Annotated in this window: 18 protein-coding genes; 6 read left to right on the top strand and 12 right to left on the bottom strand. The window is 64.8% G+C overall.

What is annotated here, in order from left to right; all coding sequences use genetic code 11:
- Positions 1-12: 12 nt before the first annotated feature.
- The 3 genes from I6F24_RS19500 to I6F24_RS19510 are packed head-to-tail and all read right to left on the bottom strand — an operon-like array spanning position 13 to position 3,164.
- Positions 13-1,320, bottom strand: coding sequence for an FAD-binding oxidoreductase (locus I6F24_RS19500; RefSeq protein ID WP_036027382.1), 1,308 nt, complete (start codon positions 1,318-1,320; stop codon positions 13-15).
- 14 nt (positions 1,321-1,334) lie between these two features.
- Positions 1,335-2,051 (bottom strand): HAD family hydrolase, encoded by a 717-nt coding sequence (locus I6F24_RS19505; RefSeq protein WP_036027384.1) that lies wholly within the window; start codon positions 2,049-2,051, stop codon positions 1,335-1,337.
- 33 nt (positions 2,052-2,084) lie between these two features.
- Positions 2,085-3,164: an ABC transporter ATP-binding protein gene (locus I6F24_RS19510; RefSeq protein ID WP_225149162.1), complete on the bottom strand. Its 1,080-nt coding sequence runs from the start codon at positions 3,162-3,164 to the stop codon at positions 2,085-2,087.
- 210 nt (positions 3,165-3,374) lie between these two features.
- Between I6F24_RS19510 and I6F24_RS19515 the strand changes: the two genes are divergently transcribed.
- Positions 3,375-4,313 carry a LysR family transcriptional regulator gene (locus I6F24_RS19515; protein ID WP_036027386.1) on the top strand — a complete coding sequence of 313 codons (939 nt, stop codon included), beginning with the start codon at positions 3,375-3,377 and terminating at the stop codon, positions 4,311-4,313.
- Between the two features lie 247 nt (positions 4,314-4,560).
- Here the strand turns inward: I6F24_RS19515 and uxuA are convergent, their stop codons facing one another.
- The 6 genes from uxuA to I6F24_RS19545 all read right to left on the bottom strand — a co-directional run bounded on the left by uxuA (position 4,561) and on the right by I6F24_RS19545 (position 10,945).
- The gene (gene uxuA / locus I6F24_RS19520) at positions 4,561-5,751 is read right to left on the bottom strand and encodes a mannonate dehydratase (RefSeq protein WP_225149163.1); all 1,191 of its coding nucleotides are present in this window, start codon (positions 5,749-5,751) and stop codon (positions 4,561-4,563) included.
- Positions 5,752-5,823: 72 nt separating this feature from the next.
- Complete coding sequence (locus tag I6F24_RS19525; RefSeq protein ID WP_225156463.1) at positions 5,824-6,873, bottom strand: L-idonate 5-dehydrogenase; 1,050 nt, start codon at positions 6,871-6,873, stop codon at positions 5,824-5,826.
- Entirely contained in the window at positions 6,870-8,276 is a 1,407-nt protein-coding gene (locus I6F24_RS19530; protein WP_109144799.1) for a TRAP transporter large permease, read from the bottom strand. The genes I6F24_RS19525 and I6F24_RS19530 overlap by 4 nt, the downstream gene beginning before the upstream one ends.
- Positions 8,277-8,280: 4 nt before the next feature.
- The gene (locus I6F24_RS19535) at positions 8,281-8,859 is read right to left on the bottom strand and encodes a TRAP transporter small permease (RefSeq protein ID WP_036007120.1); all 579 of its coding nucleotides are present in this window, start codon (positions 8,857-8,859) and stop codon (positions 8,281-8,283) included.
- Positions 8,860-9,075: 216 nt separating this feature from the next.
- Positions 9,076-10,053, bottom strand: coding sequence for a sialic acid TRAP transporter substrate-binding protein SiaP (locus I6F24_RS19540; RefSeq protein WP_225139182.1), 978 nt, complete (start codon positions 10,051-10,053; stop codon positions 9,076-9,078).
- A 67-nt stretch (positions 10,054-10,120) separates the two neighbouring features.
- On the bottom strand, positions 10,121-10,945 hold the full coding sequence (locus tag I6F24_RS19545) for a FadR/GntR family transcriptional regulator (protein ID WP_225149165.1): 825 nt from the start codon (positions 10,943-10,945) through the stop codon (positions 10,121-10,123).
- 143 nt (positions 10,946-11,088) lie between these two features.
- On the opposite strand from I6F24_RS19545, the gene I6F24_RS19550 reads away from it, so the two are divergent.
- Together I6F24_RS19550 and I6F24_RS19555 are read left to right on the top strand one after the other, a co-directional pair.
- On the top strand, positions 11,089-12,573 hold the full coding sequence (locus I6F24_RS19550) for a mannitol dehydrogenase family protein (RefSeq protein WP_225142136.1): 1,485 nt from the start codon (positions 11,089-11,091) through the stop codon (positions 12,571-12,573).
- A gap of 95 nt (positions 12,574-12,668) precedes the next feature.
- Positions 12,669-13,076: a nuclear transport factor 2 family protein gene (locus I6F24_RS19555; protein ID WP_036007097.1), complete on the top strand. Its 408-nt coding sequence runs from the start codon at positions 12,669-12,671 to the stop codon at positions 13,074-13,076.
- Positions 13,077-13,100: 24 nt separating this feature from the next.
- On the opposite strand, the gene I6F24_RS19560 is transcribed toward I6F24_RS19555, so the two are convergent.
- Positions 13,101-13,856, bottom strand: a complete 756-nt coding sequence (locus tag I6F24_RS19560; RefSeq protein WP_225149166.1) for an HAD family hydrolase — start codon at positions 13,854-13,856, stop codon at positions 13,101-13,103.
- Positions 13,857-14,011: 155 nt separating this feature from the next.
- On the opposite strand from I6F24_RS19560, the gene I6F24_RS19565 reads away from it, so the two are divergent.
- Together I6F24_RS19565 and I6F24_RS19570 are read left to right on the top strand one after the other, a co-directional pair.
- Positions 14,012-14,860 (top strand): SDR family oxidoreductase, encoded by an 849-nt coding sequence (locus tag I6F24_RS19565; RefSeq protein ID WP_225149167.1) that lies wholly within the window; start codon positions 14,012-14,014, stop codon positions 14,858-14,860.
- Positions 14,861-14,982: 122 nt separating this feature from the next.
- Positions 14,983-16,251, top strand: coding sequence for a serine hydrolase domain-containing protein (locus I6F24_RS19570; protein ID WP_225149168.1), 1,269 nt, complete (start codon positions 14,983-14,985; stop codon positions 16,249-16,251).
- A gap of 55 nt (positions 16,252-16,306) precedes the next feature.
- On the opposite strand, the gene I6F24_RS19575 is transcribed toward I6F24_RS19570, so the two are convergent.
- Positions 16,307-17,194: a dienelactone hydrolase family protein gene (locus I6F24_RS19575; protein ID WP_225149169.1), complete on the bottom strand. Its 888-nt coding sequence runs from the start codon at positions 17,192-17,194 to the stop codon at positions 16,307-16,309.
- A gap of 616 nt (positions 17,195-17,810) precedes the next feature.
- Between I6F24_RS19575 and I6F24_RS19580 the strand changes: the two genes are divergently transcribed.
- Positions 17,811-18,389 (top strand): MarR family transcriptional regulator, encoded by a 579-nt coding sequence (locus I6F24_RS19580; protein ID WP_036007089.1) that lies wholly within the window; start codon positions 17,811-17,813, stop codon positions 18,387-18,389.
- A gap of 12 nt (positions 18,390-18,401) precedes the next feature.
- Here I6F24_RS19580 and I6F24_RS19585 read toward each other — a convergent pair whose 3' ends face one another.
- Positions 18,402-19,358 (bottom strand): hypothetical protein, encoded by a 957-nt coding sequence (locus I6F24_RS19585; protein ID WP_036027405.1) that lies wholly within the window; start codon positions 19,356-19,358, stop codon positions 18,402-18,404.
- Between the last annotated feature and the right edge of the window lie 465 nt (positions 19,359-19,823).

The following is a 19,823-nucleotide window of genomic DNA, read 5'->3' on the forward strand; positions in this document are numbered from 1 at the left end:
CTCCAAATGATCTCACTGACCGATCGCATCGAGAAACTGGTACCAGCCGGCGACCACGCGCACGGCGGGCTCCCGCAGCGGATAGAACGGAATCGCCTTCATGCGCCGGGCGTCGAGCAGGCCGACGTCGGGCGCCTCGCCGCGCACGAAGGCGGCGAGATAGCTGCCCATCAGGCTCGACATCGCAACGCCTGCGCCGTTGTAGCCGACCGAGAAGAGCGTGCGGTCATCGAGCCGGCCGATATGTGGGACCGAGTCCAGCGTCATCGCGACGAGGCCCGACCATTTGTATGCGAGCGGGACATCGGCGAGATCGGGGAAGATGCCGACCATCGCCTTGCGCAAGGCGTCGAATGCGGCCTGCGAATCCTGCTTGCCGAAGGCGCCGCGGCCGCCGAAGATGACGCGGTTGTCGACCATGCGGAACCAGCGCATCATGCGCTTGGTCTCGGTGTAGGTGCGCCCCGTCGGCATCAGTTTTCCCGCGAGATTGCCGGGAAGCCGCTCGGTTGCGACCATGGCGCTGCGGAACGGGATCAGCGTGCGCTGCAGATGCGCGGTGGCACCGGTCAGATCCGAATAGCTGTTGGTGGCAATGATCGCCTGCCTGGCGCGCACCGCGCCTTGCGGTGTCTCGGCAACGATGCCGTCCTTCTCGCGCCGGAGCTTGACGACCGGCGACTCCTGGAAAATCGGAACGCCGCGGCTTGCAACGCCATTTGCGAGGCCGCGCAGATAGTTCAGCGGATGGATCCCGCCCGAGCCGGGATTGAGCACACCGCCGACAAAGATCTCGGAGCCGGTCTCCTCACGCACCTGTCCCTTGTCGAGAATGCGGACCGCGGCGGAGCCCATCTCGCGCGTCATCCAGTTGGCTTCGTCGATCGCGGCCTTGAGCGTCGTCTCATTGTGCGCGGCCTTGACCTGGCCGGTGCGCACAAGGTTCGCGCTGGTGATGCCGAATTCGGAGACGAGCTCCTCGACCATGTCGGTCGATTCATGCGCGATCTCGTACATGCGCCGCGCCATGGCGCGGCCGTGTGCGGCATCGATCTCACGGAACGAGAGGCGGAATTTTGCGGTGATCACGCCGCCATTGCGCCCGCTCGCGCCCCAGCCGGGACGGTTGGCCTCGAGCACGACGGGGCTGAGCCCGCTCCTGGCAATGTGGTGCGCGGCGGAGAGGCCAGTGTAGCCTGCGCCGATGATCACCACATCCGCCTGTTGCTCGCCCGACAGCACGGGAAACGCGCGCGCCGGCTCCGCCGTGGCTTCCCACAGCGAATTGACGGAAGGCAGCGCGCGCCAGTCCCGTGTCATGCCACAGCTCTCCGTTACGTCGCCGGCCCGATGGCCGCGTCGGCAAGCGCCTTCAACGTCGGATAATGGAAGTCCGGCTTGGTCAGCGTCTCCACCGCCGGCGTGCCGCCGAATCCGGCGATGCCCTGGCGGCGCTCGATCCAGCACACCTTGTAGCCGAGCTTCCGCGCGATCCCGATGTCGTGATATTGGCTCTGCGCGACGTGCAGGATGTCGGACTGCTTGTACCCGAAGGCGGACTGGCGGCCCTTGTTGTAGGCGAAGAATTCCGGGTTCGGTTTTGCAACGCCGGTGTCGTCGGCGCAGACGGTGTCATCGAAGGGATTACCGAGCGCATGCGCGTAGCATGAGAGTGCCACGCGGTCGGCATTGGTCATCGCGACCAGGCGGAATTTTGTGCGCAGGCGCTTCAGCGCCTCGACCGAGTCCGAGAACGGCCCCCAGCGCAGCACGGCAAGCTGGAAGACGTCACAGGAGGCATCGTCCGCCGGCAGCCCGAGCTCCTTGGCGAGATAGCGGTAGACGTAGAACATCACCTCGCTGGAGCGCTCATAATGCTTGTCGCGGCCTCGCTTGTAGGATTCGAAGATCTGCTCGTCGCTGAGCTCGGCCGCCTTCTTGCCTCCGATCTTGCGCACCGCTTCAAGTACGCCGGTCTCGAAATCGATCAGGGTGCCGACGACGTCGAAGGTGAGGACCTTGAAATTGCTGAACGCGGCTTGGGTCGACATATCGCTTCTTCTCTCGGTTGAACAAGGCTGGATTCAGTCCACCCTGGGTACGACAATGGTGTCCTCGGGGTGGAGCGTAACGGTGAGGCTGCCGCCGAGCGGCGGGATGCGGTGATAGGCCTGGTGATAGCTCGGTTGGCGCAGGCTGAGCGCGATGCCGCCTTCGAGCGCGAGGAAAATGCGCAGGCTCTCGCCCTGATAGACGATGTCGGTGACGGTCCCGGTCAGCCGGTTACAGGCGGCATCCTGCGCGCCGTCATCAATCAGCAGCTTCTCGCTGTGCACGGCCAGCATCAGGGCATCGCCATCGGGAATGGCGCGTGCGCTGCGCAGCAAGGCATTGCCGAGCGCAACGCTGGAAGCATCGACGCGGCGGACCGGCAGCATCGTGGCTTCGCCGATGAAGCTGGCAACGAAGGAATCGACGGGATGGTCATGCAGCCGCGCCGGCTCGTCGATCTGGACCAGCCGGCCGTCCTTCATGACGGCGACGCGGTCGCTCATGGTCAGCGCCTCGCGCTGGTCATGGGTGACGTAGATGATGGTCGCGCCGATCCGCTTGTGCAACGCGCGCAGCTCGATCTGCATGGATTCGCGCAGCTGCTTGTCGAGCGCGGAAAGCGGCTCGTCCATCAGGATCAGGCGCGGCTCGAAGATCATGGCGCGCGCCAGCGCCACGCGCTGGCGCTGGCCGCCGGAGAGCTGCGCGATGCCGCGCTCTTCATAGCCGGCAAGCCCGACCATGCTGAGCGCCGCGCGCACCTTGTCCGGCCAGAAGGATTTCGGCAGGCGTCGCGCGCGCAAGGGAAAGGCGACGTTCTCCCCGACGCTCATATGCGGAAACAGCGCGTAGTTCTGGAACACCACGCCGATGTCGCGCTTGTGCGGCGGCATGTAGGTGACGTCACGGCCTCCGAATAGAATCGTGCCTGAGGTCGGCAGGATGAAGCCGCCCAAAATGCCGAGCAGCGTGGTCTTGCCGGAGCCGGACGGGCCAAGCAGTGAGACGAATTCACCGGCGCTGACATTGAGCGAAACGTCGTCGAGGGCGCGAACGGCGCCATAGGCCTTGCTGGCGGACCTGATCTCGACGCTCTCCGCGCGCTTGTCCAACGATCGACCTCGCGATGTCCCTCAGCCGGCGTGCCTCACTGCGCGCCATAAGCCTGCTTTATAGACAGGGATTTGGAGCACTCACGGCAAAGCGTGCGCTGCACCAAATCCTCTCTCGAAGGGCCTGTCTTTAAGCTGTCATGCTGATGACACCAGACTTGGCAAAATCCGGCAATTGCCAAATTCTCACCGCGCCCATAACATGACGTTATGCCAGAGCTCCGTCGCATGCTGCCGTCCAGCAACGCCCTGTTCGTCTTCGACGCGGCGGCGCGCAATGGCAGCTTCACGGCTGCGGCCGCCGAGCTGAACGTCACGCAGCCGGCGGTGAGCCGGATGCTCGGCCAGTTCGAGGAGCATCTCGGCGTTCGCCTGTTCGATCGCAAGGCGGGCCGCGCGGTGCTCACCGAAGAAGGCGAGCTGCTCTATCGCCGCGTGCTCGAAGGCTTTCGCAGCATCGAGAGCGGGCTCGTCGAGATCGAGCGGCGGCGCAAGGGCACCGAGACGGTGACGCTGTCGGTCTCCTCCGCCTTCACCACGCACTGGCTGATGCCGCGCATCGACAAGCTGCAGAAGCAGTTTCCGCAAGTCGATCTGCGCTTCCAGTTGATTTCCGGCGCGCTGCGCGGGCCGGTGGAGAATGTCGACCTCGGCATGCGCTTCCGCGATCGCGACGAGCCGCCCTCCGGCGGCACCCTGGTGATGAAGGAAGTGATGCTGCCGATGTGCAGCCCCACCTATCTCGGCGAGACCGATCCCACCGAGGGCAACACCATCATTCGCCTCGCCGAGACGCCGGGCGACTGGGCCGCGGATTACGCTTCGCTCCTCACCGGCCGCCGCGGCGCGGCCAAGGCGCTGAGCTTCACCGACTATGCCGTCGTGGTGCAGGCCGCGCTGCTCGGCCAGGGCATTGCGCTCGGCTGGCTGACGGTCGCCTCGCACTGGCTGCTCACCGGCGCGCTGGTGCCGGCCTCCGACCGGCTCACCACCACGCGCCGCATCTGCGAATTCCTGCCGCCGCGCAACCGCCCGATGCGCCCGATCGCCGCCGAGATCCGCGACTGGATCATCGCGCAGATGAAAAGCGAGATCGCCGCGATCGACCGGCTCTATCCGAAGCTCGGCGCCATGGCGGCGTGCTATTGAGCCTGGAGCGAGCTTCACAAGAAGCCGTCATGCCCGGGCTTGTCCCGGGCATCCACGTTCGCCGTGCCACGTGGTAAGGCGTGGATGGCCGGGACAAGCCCGGCCATGACGCTGTGGAGGCGTCGCCCCCCTCCCTCCACGTCATTGCGAGCGCAGCGAAGCAATCCAGAGTCTTTCCGCGGAGGGATTCTGGATTGCTTCGTCGCAAGAGCTCCTCGCAAGGACAGTGTGGAGAGAGGTTTGCCCGCTACCGATGCTCGATCGCCCTGATCGCACCGCGCAACTCTGCGAGGCCGCGCAGGCGGCCGATGGCGGTGTAGCCGGGATTGGTGCGCTTGGTGGCGGCGAGATCGTCGAGCATGCGGTGGCCGTGATCGGGACGAAACACGATTCTCTTGTCCGGTGCGCGCCGCGCGTTCTCCTTTAGCAGCGTCTTGAGCACCGCGATCATGTCGACGTCACCGTCGAGATGGTCGGACTCGTAGAACGACAGGACGTCCGCCTCGCGCTTGGTCGCGCGCAGATGGGCGAACGCGATGCGCGGGCCGAAGCGCTCGGCCATATCAGGGAGATTGTTCTCCGCGCGCACGCCGAGCGAGCCGGTGCAGAAGCAGATGCCGTTGGCCTTGGACGGCACGGCATCGAACAGCGCCTGATAATCGTCGGCGCTGGAAGCAATGCGCGGCAGGCCGAACAGCGGCCGCGGCGGATCGTCCGGATGCAGCGTCAAGGAGACATCGAGCTGCTCGGCCACCGGCGTTACGCGCGCGAGGAATTCCGCGAGATGCTGCCGCAATATCTTTGGCGTGATGTCGCGATAGGTGTCCAGCCGATCGCGGAATTGCGGGATCGTCATCGGCTCGGTGGTCGAGCCCGGCAGCGCGCTGGCAATGACCATGACGAGATAGTCGATATCCGCCTGGCTCATCTGCTCGAACAGCTTTTTAGCGCGCGCCTGCTGCTCGGGGGTATACTCCTGCGCGGCCGCCGGGCGCTTCAGGATGTGCAGCTCGAATGCCGCAAAGCGGTCCTGGTCGAAGCGCATGGCACGGGCGCCGTTCGGCAGCTCCCATTCCAGATCGGTGCGGCACCAGTCCACCACGGGCATGAAGTTATAGCAGATGATCTTGATGCCGGACGCGGCGACCGCCTCCAGGCTCGCGATCCACGCCTCGATCGACTTGATCGCTTTTCCGCCGAGGCGCTTGACGTCGTCAGGGATCGGAATCGATTCCACCACCGACCAGGTCAGCTGCGAGCGGCCGGGCTGGCCGTTCTCGATGAAGTTTTTGCGCTCCTCGACCGCCTTGCGCGTCCAGGCCTCTCCGATCGGCACCTGATGCAGCGCCGAGACGATCTGGCTCGCCCCGGCCTGCCTGACATCATCGAGCGAGACCGGATCATCCGGCCCGTACCAGCGCCATCCCTCCAGCATCATGTGCTGCCTCCCAAAGCGTTTTCGAGCGAAGTGGGTACCGGTTCGCGTGAAGAAAACGCGTCAAAACAAAAGTCAGTTCGCGGTCAGCACGACCTTGACGCTCTGCGAACGGTCGAGCGCCAGCCGCAGCGCGTCGGGCGCGGTCGAGAGCGGCCGCTCGGCGGTGACCAGCGACAGCACATCGACGCTGCCGTTGCCGATCAGTTCCACCGCATTCATGAACTCTAAGCCGAAGCGGAACGAGCCGCGCAGATCGATCTCCTTCGCCATCACCGCATTCGACGGCGTCGGGATCTGGCCGCCCGGCAGATTGCCGATCTGCACCACGACGCCGCCGCGCCTGACGATGCCGATCGCGCTGGCAAGGCCGGCAGCCGTGCCCGAGACCTCGAAGGCGACGTCATAGGGGCGCAACGCGGCCTGCGCCTTCAGCCCTTCCTCGCCGGCCGAGACATTCTCGACATGGGAGGCGCCGAGCTTGGTCGCAAAGGTCAGCGGCGCCGGGGCGATGTCGGCCACGGTGATGTCGGCCATGCCGGCGCGGTGCGCCGCGAGCATGGTCAGAAGCCCGATCGGGCCGGCACCGAAGATGATGCTGCGCTTGCCCTCGATCTTGCCGGCGCGCGCCACCGCGTGCAGGCACACCGCGAGCGGCTCGGCCAGCGCGGCCGCCTGGTAGGACACGTGATCGGGAATCTTCACGCACTGCGCAGGGATCGCATCGAAGTAGTTGGCGAAGCCGCCCTGCATGTGCGGCGTCTTCGAAGCCGAGCCCATGAAATAGATGTTCTCGCACAGGTTCGGCCGGCCCTCGCGGCAGGCGACGCAATGGCCGCACCAGCGCGACGGGTTGACGGCGACGCGGTCGCCGACCTTCAGGTTCGCAGCGGCACCGGAGATCTCCACGACCTCGCCCGAGATCTCGTGTCCCAGCACCAGCGGCGACTTCACCACGAAGTCTCCGGTGCGGGCATGACGAAAATAGTGCATGTCCGAGCCGCAGATGCCGCCGGCGCCGAAGCGGATGCGCACCATGCCGTCAGCGAGCCTGTCGAGCGGATGCTCGATCATGCGCAGGTCTTCGGGGCCGAACAGGGTCGCGGCGAGAGCGGTCGAGGTCATTTGGAGAGTCCCATGTATTTTGGCAGCCAGAGGGTCAGTTCGGGAATGAAGGTGATCGCGATCAGCGCCAGCAGCAGCGGAACCAGCCAGGGCAGGATCGCCACCGTCGTTCGCTCGACGGAGAGCTTTGCCACGCGGGCGAGCACGAACAGCACCATGCCGAGCGGCGGATGCAACAGGCCGATCATCAGGTTCAGCGTCATGATCAGGCCGAAATGAATGGGGTCGATGCCGAGCTTGAGCACGATCGGGAGCAGGATCGGCACCAAAATGGTGATTGCCGCCGTGGTGTCGATGAAGCAGCCGACAAACAGGATCAGCACGTTGGCGAGCGCCAGGAACACCCATTTGTTCTGGGTGATGCTGAGCATCCAGTCCGAGAGCATCTGCGCCGCCTGCGACACCGTCAGCAGCCAGGCGAAGATCGACGCCGCCGTGACGATGAACAGCACCGAGGCCGTGGTCTCGATGGTATCGAAGGTCGCCTTGGCGACGGTCTGGAACGTCATGGTGCGGTAGCGGACGAGGCCGAGGAACAGCGACCAGATCACCGCGGCGACGGCGGCTTCCGTCGGCGTGAACCAGCCCAGCGTCATGCCGCCGATCAGGATCACCGGCGCCATCAACGCCATCACCGCCGAGAAGTCGAAATACCAGTCGATCAGGAGCAGCGTGCCGAGGCCGATGACGACGGCCATGTTGACCGAGAGGCCGGCGAGGACCATCAGCCAGATCGCCATCGGGAACGACAGCACGATCAGGATCTCGAGCCCGGCCGAGCCGAGCTGCGGCCAAGAGAACGGCGTGTCGCTGCCCCATTTGTTCTTGTGCGCGAAATAGGTGACCGTCACCATCATGAACAGCGTTAGCACGACGCCGGGAATGACGCCGCCCAGGAACAGCGCGCCGATCGAGACGTTCGCCATCATGCCGTAGATCACGAACGGCAGCGACGGCGGAATGATCGGCCCGAGCGTTGCCGAGGCCGCGGTGACGCCGACCGAGAACTCGGTGGAGTAACCGTGGTCCTTCATCGCCTTGATCTCGATGGTGCCGAGGCCGGCGGCATCCGCAATCGCGGTGCCGGACATGCCGGAGAAGATCACCGAGCCGATGATGTTGACGTGGCCGAGGCCGCCGCGCATCCACCCCACCAGCGCAACCGCGAATTTGTAGATGCGCCCGGTGACGCCGGCGATGTTCATGAGATTGCCGGCCAGGATGAAGAACGGCACGGCGAGCAGCGGGAAGCTCTCGACGCCGGCGATCATGCGCTGCGCCAGCGTGACGTCGGGCGTCACGCCGCTGACCAGGATATAGAGCAGCGACGACACCGCCATGGCGATCGCCACGGGAACGCCGAGCAGCATGAGAACGAGAAAGCCTCCGAGCAACAGCAGCATGGTTTTATCCTTCCGATCCGTCGTAGGCACCGGGACGTTCGAGGACCGAGTAACCCTGCCGCCAGTTCTGGATTGCCACCTGCACAGAGCGCGCGAACATCAGCACGAACCCGAGCAGCACGGCGTAATAGACATAGTCCTTGGGAAGATTGATGGTGGTCATCTGCTCGTCGCCGATGATCCTGATGTAGACCCAGACCAGCTTGATGGCGTAGCCGAAGAAGGCGATCCGGATCAGGTCGATCGCGGTCGACAGCACGCGTCCTACGGCATGCGGCAGGTAGCGATAGACAAGGTCGACCTGGATATGCCGCGACAGCCGTACGCACATCGACGAGCCGATGAAGACCACGCCGATCAGGCAATAGGTCGCGATCTCCTCGGTCCAGGCGTAGCTGTCGTTGAGCACGTAACGGGTGAAGAACTGCAGGAAGACGGCGAGCGCCATCACCCAGAAAATCGCCAGCGCCACCCAGTCCTCGAAGGCGTAGACGCCGAGATCGACCTTCGGCGTCGCCTCCTCCTCGAAGGTGTGCGCGATCTCGTCGGCGGTGATCTGCCGGTGGATTTCGGCGGTGGACATGTTACCTCTCTCCAAATCGTCGTTCCGGGGCTCGCGAAGCGAGAACCCGGAATGACGTCTTTGTTCTACTGTCTCACGCTTGCTCCGCTCCTCATCCTGAGGAGCTTGCGAAGCAAGCGTCTCGAAGGATGCCCCCGGGGCACACCGGGGCCCTCATGGTTCGAGATGCGCTTCGCGCTCCTCACCATGAGGGTCTTATGGCGGGGCAAGCGGCGGTCACTTCACCGCCTGGATCTTCTCCCAATCCGCCTTGCGGTAGCCGAAGGTCTCGAACGCGACGTTCTTCAGCACGGTGTCGCGGAACTCGTTCTTGTCGACCTCGGTCACGGTCAGCCCCTTGTCCTTGAAGAAGGCGACCAGCTTGGCCTCGTTCTGCTTGATCTCGCCCGTTGCCTTGGCAGCGGCCTCCTGCGCCACGTCGGTGAAGATCTTCTTGTCCTCGTCGGACAGCTTCTTCCACAGCGCGCCGGCGATCACGGTGTTGAGGTGATCGACGATGTGGCCGGTCAGCACGATGTGCTTCTGCACCTCGTAGAACTTCTTGGCCTCGATCGTCGTCAGCGGATTTTCCTGCGCCTCGACGGTGCCGTTCTGGAGCGCGAGATAGACCTCGGCGAACGCGATCGGCGCGGTGTTGGCGCCGCAGGCCCGCGGCATCGCCAGATAGGCCGGAACGTCGGGCACGCGGATCTTCAGGCCCTTCATGTCCGCGCAGGTCTTGATCGGCTTGTTGGACGAGGTCTGGCGCACGCCGTAATAGGTCACCGCGACGATGTGGTGGCCGCTCTTGTCCTCATAGCCCTTGGCGAGCTCCTTGAAGATGTCGCTCTTGGTGTAGGCGAGCAGATGATCGGCATCGCGGAAGGTGTAGGGATAATAGGTTACGCCGATCGGCGCGAAGCTCTTGGCCGCGAAGCTCGATCCGGAGATGATGATGTCGACCGAACCGAGCGAGAGGCCCTGGTTGATGTCGGTCTCCTTGCCGAGCTGCGAGGCCGGATAGACCTCGATCTGGTAGCGCCCGTTGGTGCGCTTATTGATCTCCTGCGCGGCCCAGACCGACGCCGTGTGGAACGGCTCCGAAGGCTCGTAGACATGGGCCCATTTGAGCTTGGTCTGCGCCATGCTGGCGCTGGTCGCTGCCAACAGCGTGGCGGCGGAAATCACTGCTGCAATCGTCATCTTCTTTAACATCGACTTTTCCTCCATCGTTCAAGTCTGTTGTTCGCCCGCCCCGGCATGGATGCGGGCCGCCCAATCTTTATCGCCGCCGCGAGCTGCCGCTCTTGGCCAGTTCTTTGGCCCGCTTCTTCGGTGATCGCTTTGGTATCGTCGGCTTCGCCAGGGGTCGCGCGGTCCGGCTTCGCCCCGAGGCCGCTGCTGCGGCGTTCTCGGCGCCAAAGTTCTGTGCAAAGCGCTCCTGGGATCGCGCCAGATGAACGCGCATGGCTTCGCGCGCCGCCTCGGGATCACGCGCCGCGATCGCGTCGCGAACGGCGCGATGCTCGTCGAGTGCCGTGCGCCACGTGCCCGGGTTCTCGAAATAATGCGCGAGCTGCGCGAAATAGGGATTGAGCCGCTGGTCGAACAGCTCGCCGACCACGCGCACCAGCACGGCGTTGCCGAGGCTTCCGGCGATGGCGACGTGGAACGCACGGTCGTGCACCATCGAGGCTTCGCCGGGATGCTCGACATTCTCCATCGCGACCAGGGAGGCGTCGATGCGGGCGACGTCACCCTTCGTCGCCACGCGCGCGGCCTGTTCGGAGATGGCGCTCTCCAGGAATTCGCGGGCGCGCAACAGCTCGAACGGGCCTTCGATGACGGCAGCAGCTGTCGGCGCGGCCACGGCGGCGGGCTCGATCACATAGATGCCGGATCCGACGCGGATGCGCAGGCGCCCTTCGACCTCGAGCGCAATCAAGGCTTCGCGCACCGTGGGCCTCGACACCTTGAGCTGTTCCGCGAGGTCGCGCTCAGTCGGCAAGCGGCTGCCGACCGCGTACTCGCCGCTGTCGATCAGGCTTCGCAATTGATCGGCGACCTGGCGATAGAGCCGTCTCGCCTCCACAGCTTCCAGCGGCACGCTGGTCCTCCCGAAAAGGTCTCGCGCGGCGCCTCCGGCGCCCGCGACCCGCCAATTTTGGAAAATTGGTCTTACCAATTGACCGGAGCATTGACCTGATACGGACGCCATGTCAAGCAGCGGCAAAGCAAGGGGAGACGTCCATGCGCCAGAGTTCGATGCGCCTTGGTCGCGCCAATCTCGACCGCCTGGCACCTGCCATCCGGCGGCCGGCCTATGACCGATCGCGCGTCACGCCCGGCATCGTGCATCTCGGGCTCGGGGCGTTTCATCGTGCCCATCAGGCCGTCGTCATCGACGATTGCCTTGCTAGGGGCAGCATGTCCTGGGGCATCATCGGCGCGAGCCTGCGCAGCCCGGATACGCGCGACGCCCTCGCCCCGCAGGACCATCTCTACACCGTCGCTGTCCGCGCCGCCGAAGGTACCGAGCACCGCGTGATCGGCGCCCTGCTCGACAGCGTCGTCGCGCGCGAGAAGCCGGCAACCCTGGTCGAGCGGATGGCCGATCCCGCCATCCGCATCGTCTCGCTCACGGTGACCGAGAAGGGCTATTGCCATACGCCGCAGACCGGCGATCTCGACGAGCGGCATCCTGATGTCGTGCACGACCTCAATAATTTCGACGCGCCGCGCTCGGCGCCGGGCTTCATCGTCGCCGCGCTGGCACGCCGGCGGGCGCAGGGTCTTTCGCCCTTCACCGTGCTGTGCTGCGACAACCTCGCCGCCAACGGCCACACCGTGCAGCGGATCGTCACGCAGTTCGCCGCGCTGCGTTCTAGGGAACTCGGCAAGTGGATCGCCGACACGGTCGCGTTCCCCTCGACTATGGTCGACCGCATCGTGCCGGAGACGACGGATGCCGACCGCGATGCGGTCGCATCCGCGCTGGGCATGCGCGACGCCTGGCCTGTCATGACCGAGCCGTTCACGCAATGGGTGGTCGAGGACCGCTTCACCGCGGGCCGGCCGGACCTTGCCGCAGCGGGTGTCGAGCTCGTCGGCGACGTCAAGCCGTTCGAGCTGATGAAGCTGCGGCTGCTCAACGCCAGCCATTCCGCGCTGGCCTATCTCGGCTATCTCTCCGGCTACGAGACCATCGCCGACACGATGCAGGATCCGCATTTTGCGCGCCTCGCCGCGCAGGTGATGGAAGAGGCCGCGGTGACGCTGACCATGCCATCAGGCACGGATCTCGCCGCCTATCGCGCCTCGCTGCTCAAGCGCTTCGCCAATCCGGCGCTGCACCATCGCACTTGGCAGATTGCCATGGACGGCTCGCAAAAGCTGCCGCAGCGGCTGCTCGGCGCGATGCAGGATCGCCTTGCCAGAGGCCTGCCCATCGCAACGCATGCGCTGGCGGTGGCCGGCTGGATCCGCTACGTCAGCGGCGTCGACGAGCAGGGACGGCCGATCGACGTGCGCGATCCATTCGCCGCCGAGTTCGCCGCGCTGGCGCGCGAGGCAGGACCCGTTGCCGAGCGCCTCGCGCCGGCACTGCTCGGGGTGGCGAAGGTGTTCGGGCCGCTCGGCGCCGAGCCGCGCCTGCGCGAGGCTGTCACCGCGGCGCTCGGCCGCCTCTATGCCGACGGCGCGCGGCGGGCCGTGGCAACGCACGTTTCAGCGTGACCACGACGCGGGCAGCATCCTGAATGCTGCACTGCGGCCAAAGTCGACGGAAAGTCGCGCTTGATTTTTGCCTGTCCTTGCCCCACCCGAGAGCGATGGGAAACGACACCAAGGTCATCGCCGCCAACGCGGCCTTTTACGCGGCATTCTCGACCGGCGACTTCGCCGGCATGGAACGGATGTGGGCGGATGACGACGGCATCTCCTGCATCCATCCCGGCTGGCCGGCCATCATCGGCCGCGCCACCGTGATCGGAAGCTGGCGCGACATCCTGCAAAACCCGCAGCGGCCGCAGATCGTCTGCGCCGAGCCGCAGGCCATCGTCGACGGCGACAGCGCCCGCGTGCTCTGCATCGAGATCGTCGACGGCACCGCGCTGGCTGCGGCGAACCATTTTCGCCGCGTCGGCGACGACTGGCGCCTGGTGCATCATCAGTCCAGTCCGATCGCACAGATTGTCGAGCAGGCCGAGGACGATAGAGCAAGTCATCGCGTCCACTGAGCACGGCGATCACGGCGCCGTGATCTACTGTGCATGGGGTTGTTTTTCAGCTTTTGTTTGGCGGGCCGAAAGTTCCGACAGATCGTCGAGCACGACATGCGCGCCGGTGAAGTCGTCGTCCCCGAAGAACGTGCTGCGGGTGATCAGAACCGGGACGCCGGCGCGCGAGGCCGCGATCAGACCGTTGGCGGAATCCTCAATCGCAACGCAATCGGACGCCTCGAGCTTCAGCCGCGCCAGAATCTCGAGATAGACGTCGGGCGCCGGCTTCTTGTGCCTGACGTCGTCGCCGGCGACGATCGCATCGAAATCCGCGGCCCAGCGTTTGCCCAGCGCCTGCGACAGCAGCGCATCGATATTGCCGTGCGATGTGGTGGTCGCAATCGCAAGCCGCTGGCCGCGCTCCTTCGCGGCCCTGAGCAAATCCGTCACGCCCGGCCGCAAGGGACAGCGGCCGGCCTCGACCAACTCGGCATAATGCGCGGTCTTGATGCGGTGAAGTTCTGCGATGTCCCCGTCCGACAAGGGCGGAGCGGTCACTAGCCTCTCGTGGTAGGCGCGCATGCGCTCCTTGCCGCCCGTCGCCCGCAACAGGTCCTTGTAGACGGCGCGGTCCCACTGCCAGTCGAGACCGAGGCGGGCGAAGGCCAGATTGAAGGCCTGCCGATGCAGCTCCTCGGTTTCGGCCAAGGTGCCGTCGACGTCGAAGATCAGCGCGGCCGCGCCCCGGATCAGTTCGGCGGCGTCTGCTGGCGCCTGAACCAACGCTTCGGCCTGCATGATCGATGCCTCCCTTCCGACGCCGCCTGAAGCGAGCATCGACCGAGCCGAAGGGCGAGTAAAATCGCAATATCTTTTGCCGGACCCAAAAATCTCTTATGAGCGAACGGCGCGCGACGGCGCGAACGGGAACTTTCGATCTGCACAGGAGACGCATGCGGCTCTTCATCCTCGGCCTCGGCTACAGCGCGCGGCATTTCGTCTGCAAGCACGGCGGCAGCTTCTCGCATGTCGCCGGCACCGTGCGCGATCGCGCGCAGCGGAATGACCTTGCCGGGATCGAGGTGCATCCGTTTTCCGGCAGCCTTCCGTCGCCCGAGACGGTTGAACGGGTTCGCGACGCCGACGTCCTCCTGGTGTCGATCCCGCCCGGCAGCACCGGCGATCCCGCGATCGCGGCGTTTGGCGGCGTGCTGCAGGGAAGCCGCCGCAAGGTCGTCTATCTCTCCACCATCGGGGTGTACGGTGATCACGGCGGAGCGTGGGTCGACGAGAGCACGCCGCCGCAGGCCATCCTCGACCGCACGCGGATGCGGATCGCGGCGGAGCAAGCCTGGACGGATGCGGCGGGCGGCGATGCCGCGATCCTGCGGCTTGCGGGCATCTACGGTCCCGGCCGCAACGCGCTGGCGACACTGCGCGCGGGAACGGCGAGGCGCATCATCAAGCCGGGACAGGTGTTCAACCGCATCCACGTCGATGACATCGCGAGCGCGATCATCGCCGCTATTCATCACCAGGGCGGCGGCGTTTGGAACGTCTGCGACGACGAGCCGGCGCCGCCGCAGGACGTGATCGGCTATGCCGCGCAGCTGATGGGCGTGGCGCCGCCGCCGGAAGAAGCGTTCGCCACCGCCGAAATGTCGGCGATGGCGCGCAGCTTCTATGCCAGCAGCGCCCGCGTCTCCAACGAGAAACTGAAGCGCGAGCTCGGCGTCACGCTGGCCTGCCCCACCTATCGGCACGGCCTCGACGCTCTCTGGCGCGCAGGCGAAGGACGTTAGGGTTCCTGCGCTTCGATGCGTCCCAGACATGCCGCCCCCGCGCTTGACTTCGTCCCTGTGCGGTCATGATCTAGGCATCGAGCGAGCCACCGCACAACGAGCTCGCCTCTTGGGAGAATGCAATGAACAAGACGATCGCCATGATCGCGGCAACGATTGCTGTCGTCACGCTCGGCGCCGCGCGCGCTGCGCCGCTGCCCGAAGCCAATCCCGACGATGTCGGATTTTCGAAGCAAGGCCTTGCACGCCTCGATAATTTCTTCGCGCGCGAGATCGCGGCCAAGCGCGTTCCCGGCGCAGTGATCGCCATCGCGCGCGACGGCAAGCTCGTCCACTACAAGGCCTATGGCCTGCTCGATCCGGCCAAGGGTACGCCGATGCCGCTCGATGCGATCTTCGCGCTGGCCTCGATGACCAAGCCGATGGCAGCGGTCGCCGGCCTGACGCTGATGGAGCAGGGACGGCTGCCGCTCCAGGCCAAGCTGTCCGAATACTACCCGGGCTTCGCCGACATGAAGGTCGGCGTGCCTCAGGCGGATGGATCACTCAAGCTCGAACCGCAGGCCTCGCCGATCTTCATCCACGATCTCTACCGGCATACGTCGGGGCTGATATATGGCGGCCGCCCCGACTCATCGAGCCCGGTGGCGCGGCAATATCCCGATGGCATTGCGCCGGCGATCGAAGGCGACACCCAGGCTTTCATCGATCGCATCACCAAGCTGCCGCTGGCGCAGCAGCCCTCGACCGCGTTCGAATACGGCTTTTCGATCGATGTGCTCGGCGCTGTCGTCGAGAAGGTGAGCGAGCAGAAGCTTGGCGACTATCTCGCTGCCAATGTCTGGCAGCCGCTCGGCATGAAGGATGCGACTTTCCATCCGACCGAGGCGCAGCGCCCGCGCCTCGCCCGCCCCTTCCCGAACGATCCGCTGACGGGCAAGCCGCAGGCCATCAAGCTCCTGGACACTCCAACCAAGTTCGACTGCGGCGGCGCCTGCTCCTTCGCGACGGTCGGCGACTACATCCGCTTCGGACAGATGTTGCTCAACGGCGGCGAGCTCGACGGGCAGCGCATTCTCGGTCCGAAGACCGTCCGTCACATGACGGCGAACCATCTCGGCCCCGAGATCAAGAACAACGTCGCCAATGTCGAGCCGCATCGCGGCGGCTTCGGCTTCGGCCTTTCGGTGGCGGTCCGGACCAGCGAAGGATTGTCGTCGGTCCCCGGCAATCCGGGCGAGTTCACCTGGAACGGAGCCTACGGGACGCAGTTCTTCTGCGATCCCAAGGAGCGTCTCGTCGTCGTGGTGGGAACGGCGGCACCGGGTGAGCTCAGGAAGTATTATCGCGAGCAGGTCCAGGACATCGTCTACGGCGCGATGACGAGGTGAGACCGTCACATGAAAGAGAAAGGGCGGCCACTTGGGCCGCCCTCTTGATTGACCGTCAGCTCAACACGCCGTGTTTCTTGAACCAGGCCTCTGCCTGCTTCCAGGCATCTTCCGCGGCGTCCTTGCGGTAGCTGCCGCGATAGTCGGCATGGAAGCCGTGCGGCGCTTCGGGGTAGATCTTGAAGTCGGCCGTCTTCTTGCTCTGCTCGAGCGCGGCCCTCATCTGCTCGACCTGCGCGACGGGAATGCCGGTATCGGCGCCACCATAGAGGCCGAGCACCGGCGCCTTCATCTCGGGCGCGAGCTGCAGAGGGCTCTTCGGCCACAACGGGTTGGCTGGATCGACCAAGGTCCCGTAGAAGGCAACGCCCGCCTTGAGCGCACCGCTGTGGGCGGCATACTCCCAGACCGTGCGGCCACCCCGGCAAAAGCCGATGATGCCGAGCCTCGTCGTGTCGCCGCCTTGCGATCCTGCCCAGGCGACCGTCGCGTCCAGATCCGACAACAGCTCTGCGTCCGGCTTCGCATTCACCACCGGCAGCAGCTCCTTGATATCCGTGACCTTGGTCAGGTCGATGCCCTTGCGGAAATAATAGTCGGGCGCCACTGCGAACGCGCCGAGCTTGGCAAGGCGGCGCGTCACGTCCCGGATGTATTCGTGCAGCCCAAAGATTTCCATCGCCACGATGACCACCGGCGCCTTGGCGTTGCCGGCCGGGCGGGCGAAATAGGCGGGCATTTCCTCAGAGCCGACCTTGATCTTGGCATCGCCGGCCTGGAGGCCGCTGGTATCCGTCGTGATGATGTCGGCCCGGACCGGACCGGCCGCGAGCGTGTAGCCAGCGGCGACGGCCGCGGTGGCGCTCATGAATCCGCGGCGCGAGAGCGGGGCGACTTTCGTCAGTCCAACGACGTCGGATGTCATGGTGGTTTCAAAGCTCATCGATCTTCCCATTCCTGATTCCCATGCTGATGCCCCTCGGGCGCCGCATTCGCCAGTAATTGCCAGATAAACGCAAGTCACCAGCCTGCGAGCACGCGGCTCACCACTTCATCCCTTCGTTAGCGAGCGCCGGTGTCCGCCGCCCGCCGAAGAGTGGGCCGTGTGCCGGACTTAACCGTCTGGCTGCACTGCACCGCAACATCCATTAACCGAAAAGAATGGTTCTTTGCCTGCCGGCCAGGCCGCTTGGCGCTGCGCAGAATGCGCCTGAGCGCAGACCCGACAGGCTCTGCCGCAACAAATAGCAATCGCAGCGACGATGGTGACACATCATGTTGCTTACGCATCGCTCATCATCACCAAATCACGTGCGAACCGCCGTCATTTGATTGAAATTTTCGGAGGATCTTGGCCGCGCGATTTACCCGGTCTTTCTTTGTGACACCCTAGTTCCACGGCCGGAAGTTCCATCTTCGGAAACGCAGAGGCTTCTTCCCGCGACGCGCGATGCTCGCCCGCAACGGACGGCGGAGCGCGAGCGGGTCTCATTCTCGTCCGCCCCGATTGCGCTACCCGAGGCCCAATTGAATAAACGTTTATGCGACCTGGAACTGAAATGAATTTGGCTCGTGAATCGATTGAACTGTTGGAGCAGGCCGCACGCATCCTGTGGTTCGAAGGCACCAAGCACGGTTTGCGCGACCGCGAATGGATGGCGCTGCGCTTCCTCTCCCGCGCCAACCGATTTTCCCGAACCCCCTCGGCGCTGGCGAGCTACGTCGGCACCACGCGCGGCACCGCCTCGTTCATCATCGGCGAGCTTGAGCGGCTCGGTTATCTCGAGCGGAAGCGCTCGGCCACGGACAAGCGTTCGGTGACGTTGAGCGTGACCCAGCAGGGCAAGAAGTTCCTGGTGCGCGATCCCGTCAACGTCCTCATCGAAGCGATTGGCGTTCTGGACGACGAGGTCAAGATCCGCTTCCGCGACACGTTCCGGCACGTGCTGGACCACTCCGATGCCGCCGAGCAGCGGCACCACACCGACGTCTGCAAGCGGTGCATCTTCCTGCGGGAGGATCGCGCCAATACCGACAGCAAGACGACGGCCGAGTTCAGCTGCCGCCTGTTTCGCGCACCGATCGCCGAAGCGGAGGTCGATCTGCTGTGCACCAGCTTCGAGCATCACCGCCAATAAAAGGCGGCTCGTTCAGGGCGTTGCCTTGCGCGACGAATAGATGACGCCGCCGCTTGATTCCACCACCAGGCGCCCGTTCTCGTTCCTGATCTCTTCGATGCGGCCAAGACCGGGCACCTGTTGTCCCAGCACGGCTTCGATGACACCGTTCGGGCCCTGCAGGATCGCAATTCCCTCATAGGCCTGGCGGACCGACCAGCCCTTGATCGCCTTGCGCGGCGCCAATGCACGCTCGGGTGCAGGCACCGATCCCGTGAATTCGGGCGCGGCGACCGCGGCCATCATCGGCCCTTGCGCTGACACCGGCTGCGTCTGCACCGTCGCCGGCGCGGGAGCTTGGGCTTGGGCTTGCACCTGAGCGAGCTTGTCGAGCTTCACCGTAGAGGACGAGCTCACCCGCTCGATCCGGTCGAGATTCTCGGCAAACCGGCCGAAGCGATCGTTCGTGACCTTGCTGGATTGATCAACCGCGGTCCGCAAGCCATCGAGGTTTTCAGACACGCCCGACACTTGCTTGCGCAGTTGCGCGACGGTCTCGCGCAGAATCCTGATCTCTGCATTGGCCGCAACGTTGTTTGGCGCGGGCTGGGTGGTGAGATAGGCGATCACGCCGGTGCAGGCGCAGACCACCAGCATGGCAGCGACCGCCAGAGTTGCGAGCGGCGCGACCCAGGTCGGACGGGGTGGCGGCGGCTTCGCCACGATCACGGCCGGCTTGATCACGACCGGCGCCGGCTTCGGGATCGCCATCTTGTCGAGGCGGGCCTTGGCACGAATCCGCTTCAAGCCGTCGAGTGCCTCCTTTGCGAGAGCCTCGTCGCTCGCCGTCGCCGATACGCGCTTTGCACTCGCGGCAGGCTTGGTCGTCCGCGCCGCGTTGTCCATTGAATCGCTCGCCTCTGGCGCTGGCTTCGCCGCCGCGGAAGCGTCCGCGGTCGCGTTGGGACGAGCTTGTCCATCGGACAACATATGAAAATGCTCCGTTCGGTTCGGTCTGTCGAGCGACGACGTTATCTGTCGAAGCTTGCCTGAAACGTGCGGGTCGAAAGCCGTTCATCGCGCGTGATGCGACGTCGCATGAGTCGATTGCGCCATACACGTGGCGATAGTGCGACTCGAAAGACACACACTCGACAAGATTTCATCAAGCTGGAGGCGCGGCGCAGACGTGAGTCGAACTTCCGCATGCGGAAAAGCGAGTTCCAGAGTCAATCCGGGGTTGAAAACCCATCAATGTGCGTGCCTCGGAGCACCACCCGAAATAGCTGTAATTGTACGGGGATGCGGAACTATACAACCATCACAATGCAAAACTAGTTCAGTATCAAAATCAACTGATACGTTTGGAAGCATCAAGAAACAACCAGAAACAAATCAACAGCATCAAGTGCGTGTAGCAATCGCTTTCTTTCGCACGCTTGATCGGGAATCGGC

The sequence above is a fragment of the Bradyrhizobium sp. BRP23 genome (assembly GCF_020194135.1).
Taxonomy (GTDB): Bacteria; Pseudomonadota; Alphaproteobacteria; order Rhizobiales; family Xanthobacteraceae; genus Bradyrhizobium; species Bradyrhizobium yuanmingense.